This window comes from Litoreibacter sp., assembly GCF_058136045.1.
In genome coordinates this window covers 40,174-55,713 of record NZ_JBYVDD010000006.1, presented here as the reverse complement: position 1 = coordinate 55,713, position 15,540 = coordinate 40,174, and the positions used below count along the sequence as shown (strand labels likewise).

Sequence of the window (15,540 nt, the reverse complement as noted above, 5' to 3'; positions counted from 1 at the left end):
AAATACAAACACAGACTGTTTAATCAACAGTTCCTAAGGTTATGTAGGCAAACCTAAAAGAGTTTTAAAACGGGACCGGGGTTAAATTCCAGATGGCAAAAATCGCCTTTATTCTTTTGTGTCATAAAGACCCCGGTGCAATTATCGACCAGGCAGAACGGCTTACGGCTGTTGGTGACTGTATGTCGATCCACTTTGACGCAAGTGCCGACCCCGCCGCCTATAAAGAGATTCGCGATGCGCTGGACGATAACCCCAACGTGGCCTTCGCCAAAAAGCGCATCAAGTGTGGCTGGGGCGAGTGGTCGCTGGTTCAGGCAACCCTGCACGCGATGAGGGCGGCCGTGGAGGAATTCCCCCGTGCCACCCACTTCTACATGCTGTCAGGGGATTGCATGGCGATTAAATCGGCGACCTATGCGCATGAGGCGCTTGATGCCGATGATGTCGATTACATCGAGAGTTTTGACTATTTCGCTTCGGATTGGATCAAAACCGGTATGAAAGGGGACCGGCTGTACTATCGCCACTGGTTCAACGAGCGGCAACGCAAGTGGCTGTTCTATAAATCATACGAGTTGCAAAAGAAATTAGGGCTGAAGCGGGAAATTCCGGCAGATTTACAAATGATGATCGGCTCGCAATGGTGGTGTCTGCGGCGCCGTACCGTGGAGTGGGTGCTCGACTTCACCAAGGACCGGCCCGATGTAATGCGGTTCTTCAAAACAACATGGATTCCCGACGAAACCTTCTTTCAAACGTTGGTCCGCCACCTCGTTCCCGCCACCGAGATTAAAACCCGCACTCTGACGTTTCTCATGTTTACCGACTACGGCATGCCTGTGACGTTTTATAATGACCACTATGACTTGCTGCTCAGTCAGGACTTCTTATTCGCCCGTAAGGTTTCGCCGGATGCGCTGGAGCTAAAAGAGCGTCTGGGCGATCTTTATGCGTCTGAACGCATGGATTTCAAAACGTCCAACGAGGGGCTGACGCTGTTTAAATTCCTCTCTGGTAAAGGGCGGGTTGGCCGCAGGTTCGCGACCCGGTTCTGGGAGCGTGAAAGCTCGCTCGGCCGCGAGCGGGAGTTGATGGTTGTCGCCTGTAAGAAATGGCATGTGGCCAAGCGGCTTTTGAGCCGCATTCTGGAAAACACAGAGCTGAAAGGCGCTGAATATCTGTTCGATGAAGCCGATACGATCCTGCCGGACCTTGGCGGTATTCAAACGACTTTGGGGAAACGAACCCGCCACCGCCGCGCGCTGATGCGCTTGCTGTATGATCACTACGGGCAAAACCGGATGGTGATTTGTCTGGACCCGTCAAATCTGGACCTGCTAACGGATTTATTCTCGGATAACTCCACCACGCGATTGTTGGAAATCGAGTGTCGTTTCGAGGATGAGTACCTCTTGGGCCATGCCAAACGCGTGGGGCTTGCTGGTGAGATGACCCCGCAAGATACGATTGATCGCCTACTGCCCACAGTGCGCCAGAACTTCTTGTTTGAAAGCGATCAGATCAAGGACGCGGACTTCCCGCATTATTTCAAAATTTCCGAGAACCAAACCCGCGATCAGAACGTGGCGCCCCTTGTGGCGTTTCTTGATATCAAGGAAGCTGAGGCGCTCGAAATACTGAACATTGACTACCTGTTTGAGGACTAACGCCATGGGCTATACCTACGATGATCAAAACATATTCGCCAAAATTCTGCGGGGTGAAATCCCCAATGACACGGTGTTGGAAAACGACCAAGTGTTGGCGTTCAATGACTTATATGCCCAAGCGCCGGTTCATATTCTGGTGATCCCCAAGGGGCCGTATGTGTCTTACGATCATTTCACTCAAGACGCCTCAGATGCGGAAATAGTGGCGTTCAACCGGGCTATCGGCACGATCTGTGCGCAGATGGGTTTGGAGGATGGCGGCTTTCGTCTGATCTCCAATGCGGGCGAGGCGGGCGTGCAGGAAGTGCCACATATGCATGTGCATATTTTGGCGGGCCGCCCTTTGGGTCGGATGTTGGCGAAGGCCTGATAGCTGCCTCTCCGAGGGGAATATTTTTGCCAAGATGAAACCCGCTACTCGGCTCTTGTAGGGGCGGCTGGGCACGCTATGATTGCGGCCTGACTTTTCTTGATATGGGATGATGAATTATGGCGACTGCTGCCTCTGAGATCGAAATTGTAGACGCAATGCGTGTGGCCTGTGATGGCGGCGGCGCAAGTTCAGGGCATCCGCGCGTTTGGCTGCAAATCACTGAGGCAACAGGCTTCGTGACATGCCCTTATTGCGACAAAAAGATCGTTCACCGCGATTTTGAGGGCAAGGTTTAGTGGCGTTTGGCAAGGGTTGCCATCTGCACCTGATTGACGGCTCTGCCTTTATCTTTCGCGCCTACCATGCCCTACCACCGCTGACGCGCAAATCTGATGGTTTGCCAATTGGCGCGGTCGCGGGTTTTTGCAACATGTTGCAGCGCTATATCGAGGGCAATACGGGCGCTGATGCGCCGACCCATGTGGCGGTGATTTTCGACAAGGGATCGCACACATTTCGCAACGATATGTATGATCTGTACAAGGCCAACCGCGAGGCGATGCCGGAAGATTTACGCCCGCAAATGCCGCTAACGCGCGAGGCGACGATTGCCTTTAACATCGCTTGCGAAGAGATGGAGGGTTATGAGGCCGATGACATCATCGCGACCTTAGCCGTGCAATCGCGCGAGCTGGGCGGGCGCTGCACGATCATCTCAAGCGACAAAGACATGATGCAACTGGTCGGTGGCGGCGTCGAGATGTATGACGCGATGAAAAATCGCGTGATTGATGTCGATGGCGTCGAGGAGAAGTTCGGCGTGGGACCGGAACGGGTGATTGATGTGCAGGCCTTGGCCGGAGACACCGCCGACAACGTGCCCGGCGCGCCCGGCATTGGCATTAAAACGGCGGCGCTGTTGATCAATGAATACGGCAGCTTGGAAGAACTTCTGGACCGTGCCGAAGAGATCAAACAGCCAAAGCGGCGTCAAACTTTGATTGACCATCGCGCCCAGATCGAGCTGTCCAAGCGGTTGGTGACTTTGGATGATAAAACGCCGCTGAAGTTCTCGATTGATGATTTGGAAGTGCGCGACCCTGAGCCTGAAAAGCTGCTGGAGTTCCTTGCACGCATGGAATTTCGCACGCTGACCAAGCGTATCGCCGACAAGTTAGGTGCCGACGCGCCCGTCATTGAGGATACGGCCCCATCCGCCGCACATACGCCCGAGATGCCAGACATCACGGATGCCAATTACGAGACCGTGCGCGACGCTGAGGCGCTGCAAAAATGGCTCGATCTGATTTACGAGCACGGCTTCGTGGCGGTTGATACAGAGACCACGGGGCTTGATGATATGACCGTCGATTTGGTCGGCGTGTCGCTTTGCGTGAACGCCGGCCACGCGTGCTATATCCCGCTGGGGCATATGCAGGGCGGTGACGACCTGTTTGGCACGAATGAGCGCGCCGAGGGTCAGATGTCCTTGCAGGTGGCAATGGATATGTTGCGCCCGATGCTGGAGGATGAAAGCATCCTCAAAATTGGGCAAAACATGAAATATGATGCCAAGATATTTGTGCGCTATGGCGCGGTTGTGGCCCCGATTGATGACACGATGCTGATCAGCTATGCGCAAAATGCTGGGCTGCATAATCACGGCATGGATGCGCTCTCGGAGCGGTATCTAAACCACAAACCAATCGCGATTAAGTCCTTGATTGGTGCGGGTAAAAGTCAAATCACTTTTGACCGCGTACCGATAGATGATGCCTCGCCCTATGCGGCCGAGGATGCCGATATCACGCTGCGCTTGTGGCAACTTCTCAAGCCGCAATTGCATTTGAAAAACGTGGCTACTGTCTATGAGACGATGGAGCGTCCACTGGTTCCCGTGCTGGCCCAGATGGAGCGTCACGGCATCAAAGTGGACCGCGACGCGCTGAGCCGGATGTCCAATACCTTTGCCCAGAAAATGGCAGGGCTAGAGGCGGAAATTCATGAGCTTGCGGGCCAAGATTTCAACGTCGGATCGCCCAAACAATTGGGTGAAATCTTGTTTGATAAACTTGAGTTGCCCGGTGGTAAAAAGGGCAAAACTGGTGCCTATAGCACTGGTGTCGATATTCTCGAAGACCTCGCGACAGAGCATAAACTGCCCGGTCTGGTGCTTGATTGGCGGCAGCTTTCTAAGCTGAAATCGACCTACACCGACGCGTTGCAAACCCACATTAACTCTGACACGGGCCGCGTTCACACCAGTTATTCTATCGTTGGCGCGAACACGGGCCGCTTGTCGTCGTCGGACCCGAACCTGCAAAATATCCCTGTGCGTTCCGAGGAAGGCCGCCGTATCCGCGAGGCGTTTATTGCCGATCAGGGCAACGTTCTGGTGTCGCTGGACTATAGCCAGATCGAGCTGCGAATCCTTGCTCATGTCGCCAAAATTGACGCGCTGAAACAGGCCTTCAAAGATGGCCATGATATCCACGCCATGACCGCCTCCGAGATGTTCGGCGTGCCATTGGACGAGATGACGCCAGACGTGCGCCGCCAAGCCAAGGCGATCAACTTTGGGGTGATTTACGGCATCTCTGGCTTTGGGTTGGCGCGCAATTTGCGTATCCCGCGCGCCGAGGCGCAGGGCTTCATCGACCGCTATTTTGAGCGCTTCCCCGGCATCCGAACCTATATGGACGAGACCGTGCAATTCGCCAAAGATCACGGCTATGTGCAAACGCTGTTCGGGCGTAAAATCAACACACCCGAGATCAACGCCAAAGGCCCCGGTGCAGGATTTTCTAAACGCGCCGCGATCAACGCGCCGATCCAAGGTACTGCCGCCGATATTATTCGGCGCGCGATGATCCGCATGCCCGAGGCGATCAAAGACCTGCCATGCAAAATGTTGCTACAGGTGCATGACGAGCTGATCTTCGAGGTGCCAAAAGAGGCGGTGGATGAAACCATCGCAGTGGTGCGTGATATCATGGAAAACGCCTCGGAACCTGTGGTGAAATTCGATGTGCCGCTGGTGGTTGACGCGGGGCAGGGCGCGAATTGGGCCGAGGCGCATTAGCGCCTCAGTCATATATTGTGCGGCGCATTAGCGCCTCAGTCGTATATTATGCGGTGCATTGACGCCTCAGTCGTGTATCAGGCCGCGCGCTTAATTGTGGCTGTTGCGACGCCCATGGCGATCAGCGCCGCACCACCTGCGCGCGTTAACCATCCAATCACGCTGGGGCGCAACATGCGTGTGCGCAGCTTGTCGGCCAGTAATGCGTAGGCCAAGGCGTTGATCGTGGCCAAGCCCACAAAAGTGGAAATCAAAATGGCGAATTGCGGCAATAACGCTGCGTTGGCATCGACGAATTGCGGCACGAACGCGATGAAAAATACGATGGATTTTGGGTTCAGCGCCGTGACCGTTGTGGCATTCACAAAGCATTGCCGCGCGGATATGTCTTGCATTGTCTCTAAGCCGACACCAGCACCGCCCGCGCTGCGCAGCAATTGCACGCCCATATAAATCAAATACGCCGCGCCAACCCATTTCAACACGATAAACAGTTTAGCCGAGGTCAAAACCAAAGCTCCAAGTCCCGCAAGCGAGGCGCTCATCGCGATTAAATCGCCCAAAGCAACACCGCCTGCCGTGGCCAATGCAACCTTGCGCCCTTGGCTAAGTGCATAGCTAAGCACCAATAAAATGGTGGGTCCGGGGATCAAAAGCAGCGCGATAGAGGCCGCAGCGAAAGTGGCCCAAGTTGAAAAATCCATTATTCCTGCTCCGAAGGTGAGTTCGTGCCAACTAAAAACACTAAACCTAGTTGCTGTCTATTGCCGCCTCAGGGCGCATTTATTTATCCAGCGCATCTGACGCGATAATGGGAAAAAATTCGCCATCCGACCAGACGCCAAACCAATCATTATGATGCGTGCCGATATCCACCAAACGGTAGAAGCTTTTGCGATCAATCAGCGCCTCTAGGTTGCGGCGCACCAACACATAGGGGCTCGGCTCGCCGTCGCTGTCATAACTCACGCGGATTGGGTGATTTGGCCCCGCAGCAAAGCGGTCACCGACATGTGTCTCGAAGTGCAGTTTTTGATCCGCACCCGTGCCGTCCACGTCAAAATCTTGCGCCACGAAAGGCGCGTCATCAACGAAGATCCCGACTTTTTCAACCGGGGTGACAAGGAAATAATCGTCCCCATCTTTGCGAATAACGCTCGAGAACAGCTTGACCAAACCAGCGCGCCCAATCGGCGTGCCTAGATAGAACCACGTCCCGTCGCGTGCGATGCGCATATCCAAGTCACCACAAAACGGCGGGTTCCACTTGTCCACTGGCGGCATACCGCCTTTTCCAGCCTCTTTTGCGGCGGCTTCAATGCTTTGCGCTGATGGCAACTCAAGCTTTTGTGCATCGGTTTCTTTTGCCATTCTATTATCCTGCGTTTTCTGCCTTTATACAGGAATTGATTATAGCCGTTCTGAGGGAATTGTCACATGGATGACGCGCAAGACTTGGTAAAAGACATTGAAACTCTCGCGAGCAAGCTTGATGGCGCGCGCACTAGCATTGGCCAACAAATTATCGGGCAGCAAGATGTCGTGGATTTAGCGTTGATTGCGATGCTCTCAGGTGGGCATGCTTTGCTGATGGGGCTGCCCGGCCTTGGCAAAACGCTGTTGGTTGATACGCTTTCTACTGTCATGGGGCTCAGTGCTAACCGCGTGCAATTCACTCCTGATCTGATGCCCGCCGATATCATCGGCTCTGAGGTGTTGGAAACGGCCGATGATGGCACCCGCGCGTTTCGCTACATTGAAGGCCCGATTTTTGCGCAATTGCTGATGGCCGATGAGATCAACCGCGCCTCGCCGCGCACGCAATCCGCCTTGTTGCAAGCGATGCAGGAACAATCCGTCACGGTGGCTGGAACCGATCACAAATTGCCCGGACCATTTCATGTGCTGGCCACACAAAACCCGTTGGAGCAAGAGGGCACATACCCACTGCCCGAGGCCCAGCTCGACCGCTTTTTGCTGCAAATCAACGTCGACTACCCTGACCGCGATACCGAGCGCGATATCTTGCTGGCCACCACGGGCACAGCGGATGCGAAATCCAGCGAGGTCTTTACTGGGGCTGAATTGATCGCCGCGCAAACGCTCATTCGCCGCATGCCTGTGGGCGACGCGGTGGTTGAGCACATCCTTGATCTGGTGCGTGCGTGCCGCCCTGATGCGGATGAGGCCACCGATCTGGTGCGCGAGACCGTCTCGTGGGGTCCGGGTCCGCGCGCCGCCCAAGCTTTGATGCTGACGGTTCGCGCGCGTGCGCTGATGCAGGGCCGCCTTGCGCCATCATCCGATGATGTGTTGGCGCTGGCTGATCCGATCTTGTCACACCGCATGGCGTTGAGTTTTGCCGCGCGCGCAGAGGGGCGCATTCTAAGTGATGTGATCGCAGATGTTGCGGCGCAAACCAGCATTCGCAAAGCCGCCGCGTGAGCCAAGCCAGCCCAAACGCATCTGCCAATCTGCGCTACCGTGCCGAGTCCCACGCGGCTGCTTTTCCAGCGCTTTTGGCGCAGGCCGAGCATTTGGCCGCGACGGTTCAGTTGGGCGATCATGGCCGCAAACGCGCCGGCATGGGCGACGAGTTCTGGCAATACCGCCCCACACAATATGGCGACGGGCTGCGCGATATTGATTGGCGCCGCTCGGGGCGCTCTGACGCGACATTCGTGCGCCAAAAGGAATGGCAGGCGGCGCAATCGGTGATGCTTTGGGTCGATGATGCGCTCTCAATGACCTTCACCGGAGATAAAAACCGCCCCAGCAAAGGCCACCGTGCGCGGGTTTTGGCGCTGGCGCTTTGCGTGCTTCTCAACAAAGGCGGCGAGCGGTTCGGGCTGGCAGATCGCGGCACCCCACCGCGCCGCGGCGAAGCACAGCTGGACCGTGTGGCGCGCCACTTGATCGATGCCCAAAGCACCGCAGATTACGGCACGCCCAATGCACGAATTTTGCCGACAGGCTCGCGCGCTGTGTTCCTCTCGGATTTCATGGGCGATATGGACGCCATCAAGTTGGCCCTGACCTCGGCTACGGATCGCGGCGTGCGCGGCGCATTGGTCCATGTGCTTGATCCCGTTGAAGAAACCTTCCCCTATGACGGGCGCACCGTGTTCGAGAGCATGTCCGGCGCGATAAAATTCGAGACCCAAAAAGCCAATTCCCTGCGCGAGGCCTATCTGGATCGCCTTGCCGCACGCAAAGCCAGCTTGCAAGATTTAGCGCGCCAAACTGGCTGGCGCTATCTGTGCCATCACACTGGCGATCCGGCTAGCCATGCGTTGCTATGGCTGTTTCAATCCCTAGAGCGGGGCGCATAATGCTGGCCAACCTTGCCTTCACCTCCCCGCTGTTACTGACCGCGCTTGCCGTGCTGCCAATGCTGTGGTGGCTGCTGCGCGCTGTGCCACCCGCGCCGATAAAACGCCGCTTTCCCGGTATCGCGCTGCTGTTGGGCCTCAAAGATGACGAGGCCCAAACCGACACCACGCCTTGGTGGCTTTTGCTGTTGCGTATGTTGGCCGTTGCCGCGTTTATCATCGGCTTTGCCGGCCCCGTTTTGAACCCCAAACATGACCGTGGCGGCTCCGGCCCGCTGCTGATCGTTATGGACGGCACATGGGCCAGCGCGCGCGATTGGCCAACACGCACGGCCCGCGTCGAGGATTTGTTGGCCGAGGCCGCGCGTGATGCCCGCCCCGCCGCTATTGCCCTGCTAACCGCCCCCCCCGCGGGCGAGTTGATATTCCAAACTGCCGATACGGTCGCGGCCAGTCTGGCAGGCGTGACCCCGCGCGCTTGGGAGCCGGACGCCGCAGCGCTGGCCGACTGGTCCACGCGCCTCGGCGACACAAACTTCGAAACCATCTGGCTATCTGATGGCCTGGACCGCGCCAGCCGCAATGACATGCTCACGGCGTTTAAATCCAAAGGGGACGTCACCATTATCGAGACCGCGCGCCCGGTGCTCGCCCTGACCTCCGCTATTTTCAAAGACGGCCATATCTCGGTGACGGCTTTGCGCAGCCCCGCCGCTGGCCCGCACGAGTTGACGCTCAACGCGGTCGGTCCAGACCCGAACGGCACCGAACAGACCTTGGCCACCGCAACCGCGTCCTTCGCTATCGGCGCGACCGAGACCGAAATCTTGCTCGACCTGCCGTCCGAGTTACGCAATCGCATCCGCCGTTTTGAGTTGCAAGGCGTCCGCTCGGCCGGGGCCGTGACCCTAACGGATGATGCCTTGAAACGGCGTAAAGTGGGGCTGTTATCGGGCAGCAACGACCAAGAGGCCCAAGATCTTTTGTCGTCGCTCTACTACCTGAACAAAGCCCTGATCCCGACGGCTGACCTGATCGACGGCGCGCTTCAAGATATACTTCTGGCCAGCCCAGATGCCCTAATTCTGGCCGATGTCGCCACGGTCTCTGGGGCGGAGCGTGACGCGCTACTTGATTGGATCGACGAGGGCGGCATGTTGGTCCGTTTTGCCGGACCGCGCACTGCCGCTGCTGACATTTCCAGCTCTGATCCGTTGATGCCTGTGCGCTTGCGGGCAGGCGGGCGCAGTGTTGGCGGGGCCATGTCATGGGGTGCGCCAAAGGCCTTGCGTGACTTTACTCGCGATAGCCCGTTCTTTGGCCTGAACATCCCCGAAGATGTCGAAGTTACCTCGCAAGTTGTCGCGCAGCCGGACCCCGATTTGGCCGCGCGCACTATTGCCTCGCTGGTTGACGGCACGCCTTTGGTGACCCGTAAGCCACTGGGTGACGGTCAAATTATCCTGTTCCACGTCACTGCCAACGCGGAGTGGTCGACCCTGCCGCTGTCAGGCTTGTTCGTGCAAATGCTGGAACGCCTCGCGATTTCGACCCGCCCGGCGGAGATTGCCGCTGAGGACCTTATCGGCACCACATGGGTGCCCGAGGAAACGCTTGATGCCTTCGGTGTGGTCCGCGACGCGGGCAACCTTTCTGGCATCCCCGGCGAGGTGCTGGGCGCGCGCCAAATCGGGGCCGACTTGCCCCCCGGCCTCTACGCCGGTACGGACCGCCGCATCGCCATGAACGTGCTGCCAAGCGGCGTGATTTTAGCCCCGTCAGTTTGGCCGGCTGGCACTGTGCTCGAAGGCATATCCGTGGCACAACAAACGGCGCTGATGGGCGCATTGCTGTCCTTCGCACTCGCCCTGTTGCTGCTTGATATTATCGCGACACTGGCCCTATCAGGTAAACTACGCGGCGCGGGCGCGACTGCTGTAGTGTTCCTCGCCCTGAGCGGTTTTCCACACCCCAGCCATGCCCAAAATGATGCCAAGACCGGCGCAGGTGCCCTTGCCCTCGCGGCCACCTCCGAGGTCGTGCTGGCCTATGTGAAAACCGGCGATGCCAAGCTGGATCGCGTCTCGGACGAGGGCCTCAAAGGCCTATCCCTAAGCCTGTTTCGCCGCACCTCGGTGGAGCCTGCAACCCCTGTGGCGGTGGACTTGGAAGCCGACGAGTTGTCGTTCTTTCCGATCCTTTATTGGCCCATATCCGAGCGCCAGAAAACCCCCTCACCGCAGGCCTACGCCAAGCTGAACCGCTACCTGCGCACTGGCGGAATGATCTTGTTCGACACGCGCGACGGCAACATTGGCGGTTTTGGCTCGACGACACCGCAGGGTCGCAAACTAAAGGCATTGGCCGCCCCGCTGGACATCCCCGCGCTGGAGCAAATTCCGCAAGACCATGTGCTAACGCGCACCTTCTACTTGCTGCAAGATTTCCCCGGGCGCTTTACCTCGCGTGATATCTGGGTCGAAGCTGCCCCCACTGACGCCGAGCTGGCCGAGGGCCTGCCGTTTCGTGATCTCAACGATGGCGTCACGCCAGTGCTGGTTGGTGGCAATGACTGGGCCGCCGCGTGGGCGCGCGACGAACGTGGCAACCCGCGCTACCCGGTCGGGCGCGGCTTTGGCGGCGAACGCCAGCGCGAGTTGGCGATCCGCTTTGGGGTGAATGTGGTGATGCATGTGCTGACCGGAAATTACAAATCTGATCAGGTCCACATACCTGCATTACTGGAACGGTTGGGGAATTGAGATGGACGTGATCTTTGCCCCATTAGTGCCTTGGCCCATGCTCATCGCGGCGTCAGCGCTTGCCGTCGCACTCATCGCCTTCGCCATCTGGCGTGGCTTGAACGGGTGGTGGCTGCGTGCGCCTGCCTTGGCCGTTTTGCTCATCGCGCTGGCCAATCCGTCGCTGCAAGACGAGGACCGCGAGGCTCTGTCAGACATCGTGGTGATGGTCGTCGATGAGAGCGCATCGCAACATCTCTCAGACCGCCAAAGCCAAACTGCGCGAGCCGTGGCTGCCTTGACCAAAGACATCACCGCGCGGGGTATAGAGCTGCGCACAGTGGTCGTTGCGGACGGTGAGGGCGACGCAGGCACTGAGCTGATGACCGCCCTCAATGATACCATATCGGAGGAGCCGAAATCGCGTATTGCGGGCAGCATTTTGATCACCGACGGGCAGGTGCATGACGTGGCCCGCGCGCCTGCAGTGCAGGCCCCGTTGCATACGCTTCTGACCGGGCGAGCCCCGGATTGGGATCGGCGCCTAATCGTCAAAAATGCGCCTGCATTCGCGATACTTGATGAGGAAATTACCCTGACCCTGCGCATCGAGGACCAAGGCGCGGTGCCGCGTGATTTACCCGCCCGCGCCAGCCTGTCCATCGCCATTGATGGTGCCGTGGCGCAGTCGTTTCAGGTGCCTATTGGCGAGGATTTGGAATTGCCGCTGACGCTGCCCCATGGTGGTATGAATGTGCTGCAATTCGAGGTGGCAGCAACCGACAGCGAGCTGACCGACCGCAACAATGCTGCCGTGGTCCAAATCAACGGCGTGCGCGACCGCTTGCGGGTTTTGCTGGTATCAGGTGAGCCCCACGCGGGCGAGCGCACATGGCGCAACCTCTTGAAATCAGACACTGCCGTGGACCTTGTGCACTTCACCATTTTGCGTCCGCCAGAGAAACAAGACGGGGTTCCGGTCTCGGAGTTGTCGCTGATTGCCTTCCCCACGCGCGAGCTGTTCTTGGAAAAGGTTAATGAGTTCGATTTGATTATCTTTGACCGGTATAAACGACGTGGCATTCTGCCGATGGCATATTTTGAAAGCATTCGCGACTATGTGAAAAATGGCGGGGCAGTACTTATCGCGGCGGGTCCGGATTTTGCCTCTGCCGATAGTATTTTCCGCTCACCACTGGGCGACATTATCCCCGTAGAGCCGACCGCGCGGGTGCTAGAGCAAGGCTTCACGCCGCTGATCTCGGAGTTGGGCGGGCGTCATCCGGTGACACAGGGCCTAGAGAAATTTGCGCCGCGACCTAGCCAAGATGGCACGCCCGGTTGGGGTCGCTGGATGCGCCAAATTGAAGTGACGCCGCTGTCGGGTCAAACCGTGATGGAGGGCGTTGAGACCCGCCCGCTGCTGACGCTGGATCGCGTCGGTGAGGGGCGGATCGCGCTGATGGCGTCTGATCATGCGTGGCTTTGGAACCGTGGCTTTGAAGGTGGAGGTCCGCAACTGGAATTGCTGCGCCGCTTGGCCCATTGGATGATGAAGGAACCTGATCTGGAGGAAGAGGCATTAACGGCCACAGCCGAGGGGCAAACCATGGCGCTGACCCGTCGCACACTTGCGCTTGAGGTTGGTGAGCTGGAAATCACGGCCCCTGATGGCACGGTGACGATGGTGCCGTTGGCCGAGGCCGATCCGGGTCGCTTTACGGCGATATTCGAGGGGCCGGAGCCGGGGCTTTATCGCCTCAAAGAAGGTGATCAGGAAAGCGTTATAGCGCTTGGTCCCGCCGCGCCGCGTGAATTTATCGAGACCATTGCGTCAGGCGCTAAGCTTGCCCGCTTGGTTGATGCGACCCGTGGTGGCATCCTGCGCCTAGAGGATGGCATTCCAGACCTGCGCATGGTTGGCGAGGGACGCAACGCCGCTGGTCGTGGCTGGATCGGCCTGACCCCGCGCAACGCTTACCTGACAACCAATGTGACCGTGACGCCCCTTGTGTTGCCATGGCTGTTCTTGCTGCTGGCGGCACTTTTGACGATTGGGGCGTGGCTGCGCGAAGGGCGGCGCTAGGCGCGGAACCCTCGAGGGCGGCCTCCTGTGATCGGTGCCTGAAAGGATTTATGGTTTGATGAACAACGCGCCTGACGGCTGTACGCCCGACTGCAAGGCCACACGAGACGCCCCGGTATCGGCCCGACGGAAAACGCCATCATTCAACTCAATCTCGTTTAGAAGTGCCGAGAGACGTTGGTCCAACCCCACCGCCAGCGCCACTTTTTGGCCACGCCATTCCGCCTTAGCTGACACCACCGACAGCACCACTGGCACACCGTTTTGAAGCGCAAAGATCGGGGCGCCAGAGGCTCCGAAATCCACATCGCATGAGGTGACATAGACGCCGGGGTCGCGTGCCAAAACATGGCAAGTTTCTTGGATTGATGGGGAATTTTCGCGGTTAAGAGCATAGGATACGACTTGTACTTTTTGCCCGCGCGCCACCTCAATAGCGGTATCAAATGGCCGTATTGATGGGTTTTTAATTGGCTGATCCAGTTGGATCAAGGCCAGATCCAAGGGTACATTTTCCACATTGCTGCGCCCTTGGAATACATACTCTGGATGGATCACCGAGCGTTTAATCCTGCGGTAAGCCGAGGCGCGCCCATTCTGCCAGCCTGCAAGGAATTCTATGTCGGCGTCATTCGTCCGCGCGCCCGATTTGTCAAAGAAGCAATGTGCCGCAGTCAGCACCAAATCCGGCGCGATCAGCGTCCCTGTGCAAAACCCGGAGGTCCCTAAGTTAATGCGCCCAACGCCCTGCCACGCCTTAGTGGAATCGAGCGAGGTTAACGCCTTAAGGAAGCCATCCGCCTGCACGGTGGTTGCCAGCAAAAGCGCCGTTATAAGTGTTGCCAAAAATCGCATCAATAGCCCCGATATGCCCGTTTTAACCCTGAGTAGGGAACAGTTAAGGCGAAAATAGGGCTAATATTAGCGTAAATTGGGGATGTTTTCGGCGCCAGCCGGCTGTGCCCCCTCAGATAATGCGGGTGGCTTGGGGCCGCCTGTCGCCCAGTCCAGAAGCTCGACGGTATGCACGACAGGCACCCGTGACGATGACCCGATTTGTATCATGCAACCGATATTACCCGCCGCGATGACGTCCGGGGATTTGGCCTCCAGTGTGGCGACTTTGCGGTCCTTCAACTGTGATGATATTTCCGGCTGCATCAGGTTGTACGTTCCCGCCGAGCCGCAACATAAATGCGGGTCTTTTGGCTCTAGTACGGTGAACCCTGCTTGTTTCAGCAAGTCCTTCGGGTAGGTTTTGATTTGCTGGCCGTGCTGTAGGGAGCACGCCGCGTGGTAGGCTACTTTCAACTCCTGATCAGCGAGTGCTGGCAAGTCCAACTTCATCAGCACCTCGGACACGTCCATAGCAATATCCGATACGGCGGCGGCTTGCTCTGCGAGCGGGTCATTGCGGAACATATGGCCATAGTCTTTCACCGTCGTGCCACATCCCGACGTGTTGATGACAATAGCGTCGAGGCCTTTGCCTTGCATCTCTGCCCCCCATGCGCGGATGTTTTTAGCGGCTGTTGCGTGGCTTTGTGAGACCTTTCCCATGTGGTGGGTCAGCGCGCCGCAACACCCCGCACCTTCGGCCACCACGACCTCGCAACCCAGTCTGGTTAACAAGCGAATGGTGGCGTCGTTGATATCCGTGTTGAGCGCCTTTTGCGCGCAGCCGGTCATCAACGCGACCCGCATCTTTTTTGCTATCTCTGGGGCGAAGGTTTGCGGGTCATCATTGCGCGACACGGGGGGGATGGTTTTGGGGGCCATCTCCAACATTGCGCGCAGGCGGGGGTCCGGCATAAAGCGCGCGAACGGTCGGCCAAGTTTGGCCCCAAGCAGGGCCAACCTGAACCGGGTCGGATATGGCAAAATCAACGCCAGCACCCAGCGTAGGGCACGATCCATCAGGGGACGTTTGTAGTTTTGCTCGATATATTCGCGGGCGTGGTCAACCAGATGCATATAATGCACACCCGACGGGCAGGTCGACATGCAGGCAAGGCACGACAGGCAGCGGTCGATATGCATAACGGTCTTGGCGTCGGGCTTGCGGCCGCTCTCCAACATATCCTTGATCAAATAAATGCGACCACGCGGGCTGTCCAACTCGTCTCCGAGGATTTGATAGGTCGGGCAAGTTGCGGTGCAAAAGCCGCAATGCACGCAGCTACGCAGCACCTTTTCAGAGTGCGCGGTGGCGGAGTCTGTTAACTGTTCAGGCGAGAAATTTGTTTGCATTGG

12 protein-coding genes are annotated in these 15,540 nt (G+C 57.7%); 8 read left to right on the top strand and 4 right to left on the bottom strand.

Features of this window, described 5'->3' with window-relative positions:
* Positions 1-92: 92 nt before the first annotated feature.
* From AC3Y7R_RS08670 to polA, 4 genes are all read left to right on the top strand, one after another.
* The gene (locus tag AC3Y7R_RS08670; RefSeq protein WP_490041638.1) at positions 93-1,670 is read left to right on the top strand and encodes a DUF5928 domain-containing protein; all 1,578 of its coding nucleotides are present in this window, start codon (positions 93-95) and stop codon (positions 1,668-1,670) included.
* 4 nt (positions 1,671-1,674) lie between these two features.
* Positions 1,675-2,043: an HIT domain-containing protein gene (locus AC3Y7R_RS08665; protein ID WP_490041637.1), complete on the top strand. Its 369-nt coding sequence runs from the start codon at positions 1,675-1,677 to the stop codon at positions 2,041-2,043.
* A gap of 119 nt (positions 2,044-2,162) precedes the next feature.
* The gene (locus tag AC3Y7R_RS08660) at positions 2,163-2,342 is read left to right on the top strand and encodes a zinc-finger domain-containing protein (protein WP_490041636.1); all 180 of its coding nucleotides are present in this window, start codon (positions 2,163-2,165) and stop codon (positions 2,340-2,342) included.
* Positions 2,342-5,128 (top strand): DNA polymerase I, encoded by a 2,787-nt coding sequence (gene polA, locus AC3Y7R_RS08655; protein ID WP_490041635.1) that lies wholly within the window; start codon positions 2,342-2,344, stop codon positions 5,126-5,128. The genes AC3Y7R_RS08660 and polA overlap by 1 nt, the downstream gene beginning before the upstream one ends.
* Before the next feature lie 77 nt (positions 5,129-5,205).
* Here the strand turns inward: polA and AC3Y7R_RS08650 are convergent, their stop codons facing one another.
* Positions 5,206-5,832 carry a LysE family translocator gene (locus tag AC3Y7R_RS08650; protein ID WP_490041634.1) on the bottom strand — a complete coding sequence of 209 codons (627 nt, stop codon included), beginning with the start codon at positions 5,830-5,832 and terminating at the stop codon, positions 5,206-5,208.
* 79 nt (positions 5,833-5,911) lie between these two features.
* Positions 5,912-6,499: a DUF1285 domain-containing protein gene (locus tag AC3Y7R_RS08645; RefSeq protein WP_490041633.1), complete on the bottom strand. Its 588-nt coding sequence runs from the start codon at positions 6,497-6,499 to the stop codon at positions 5,912-5,914.
* 66 nt (positions 6,500-6,565) lie between these two features.
* Between AC3Y7R_RS08645 and AC3Y7R_RS08640 the strand changes: the two genes are divergently transcribed.
* Genes AC3Y7R_RS08640 through AC3Y7R_RS08625 form a run of 4 tightly spaced genes read left to right on the top strand, consistent with a single transcriptional unit; the run spans position 6,566 to position 13,287 of the window.
* Positions 6,566-7,573, top strand: coding sequence for an AAA family ATPase (locus AC3Y7R_RS08640; RefSeq protein ID WP_490041632.1), 1,008 nt, complete (start codon positions 6,566-6,568; stop codon positions 7,571-7,573).
* Positions 7,570-8,460: a DUF58 domain-containing protein gene (locus tag AC3Y7R_RS08635; RefSeq protein ID WP_490041631.1), complete on the top strand. Its 891-nt coding sequence runs from the start codon at positions 7,570-7,572 to the stop codon at positions 8,458-8,460. The genes AC3Y7R_RS08640 and AC3Y7R_RS08635 overlap by 4 nt, the downstream gene beginning before the upstream one ends.
* Complete coding sequence (locus AC3Y7R_RS08630) at positions 8,427-11,222, top strand: DUF4159 domain-containing protein (RefSeq protein WP_490041630.1); 2,796 nt, start codon at positions 8,427-8,429, stop codon at positions 11,220-11,222. The genes AC3Y7R_RS08635 and AC3Y7R_RS08630 overlap by 34 nt, the downstream gene beginning before the upstream one ends.
* 1 nt (position 11,223) lies before the next feature.
* The gene (locus tag AC3Y7R_RS08625; protein WP_490041629.1) at positions 11,224-13,287 is read left to right on the top strand and encodes a hypothetical protein; all 2,064 of its coding nucleotides are present in this window, start codon (positions 11,224-11,226) and stop codon (positions 13,285-13,287) included.
* A 48-nt stretch (positions 13,288-13,335) separates the two neighbouring features.
* On the opposite strand, the gene AC3Y7R_RS08620 is transcribed toward AC3Y7R_RS08625, so the two are convergent.
* A complete protein-coding gene (locus tag AC3Y7R_RS08620) occupies positions 13,336-14,142 on the bottom strand; it encodes a trypsin-like serine peptidase (RefSeq protein WP_490041628.1) in 807 nt (268 codons plus the stop codon).
* Between the two features lie 66 nt (positions 14,143-14,208).
* Positions 14,209-15,537, bottom strand: coding sequence for a glycolate oxidase subunit GlcF (gene glcF / locus AC3Y7R_RS08615; RefSeq protein ID WP_490041627.1), 1,329 nt, complete (start codon positions 15,535-15,537; stop codon positions 14,209-14,211).
* Positions 15,538-15,540: the final 3 nt, after the last annotated feature.

Bases quoted from the DNA above. Each gene is read 5' to 3' on its own strand.
- AC3Y7R_RS08650 (WP_490041634.1), bottom strand. From the start codon at position 5,832: ATGGATTTTTCAACTTGGGCCACTTTCGCTGCGGCCTCTATCGCGCTG.
- AC3Y7R_RS08660 (WP_490041636.1), top strand. From the start codon at position 2,163: ATGGCGACTGCTGCCTCTGAGATCGAAATTGTAGACGCAATGCGTGTG.
- AC3Y7R_RS08645 (WP_490041633.1), bottom strand. From the start codon at position 6,499: ATGGCAAAAGAAACCGATGCACAAAAGCTTGAGTTGCCATCAGCGCAA.
- glcF (WP_490041627.1), bottom strand. From the start codon at position 15,537: ATGCAAACAAATTTCTCGCCTGAACAGTTAACAGACTCCGCCACCGCG.
- AC3Y7R_RS08620 (WP_490041628.1), bottom strand. From the start codon at position 14,142: ATGCGATTTTTGGCAACACTTATAACGGCGCTTTTGCTGGCAACCACC.
- AC3Y7R_RS08670 (WP_490041638.1), top strand. From the start codon at position 93: ATGGCAAAAATCGCCTTTATTCTTTTGTGTCATAAAGACCCCGGTGCA.
- AC3Y7R_RS08665 (WP_490041637.1), top strand. From the start codon at position 1,675: ATGGGCTATACCTACGATGATCAAAACATATTCGCCAAAATTCTGCGG.
- AC3Y7R_RS08625 (WP_490041629.1), top strand. From the start codon at position 11,224: ATGGACGTGATCTTTGCCCCATTAGTGCCTTGGCCCATGCTCATCGCG.
- AC3Y7R_RS08630 (WP_490041630.1), top strand. From the start codon at position 8,427: ATGGCTGTTTCAATCCCTAGAGCGGGGCGCATAATGCTGGCCAACCTT.
- AC3Y7R_RS08640 (WP_490041632.1), top strand. From the start codon at position 6,566: ATGGATGACGCGCAAGACTTGGTAAAAGACATTGAAACTCTCGCGAGC.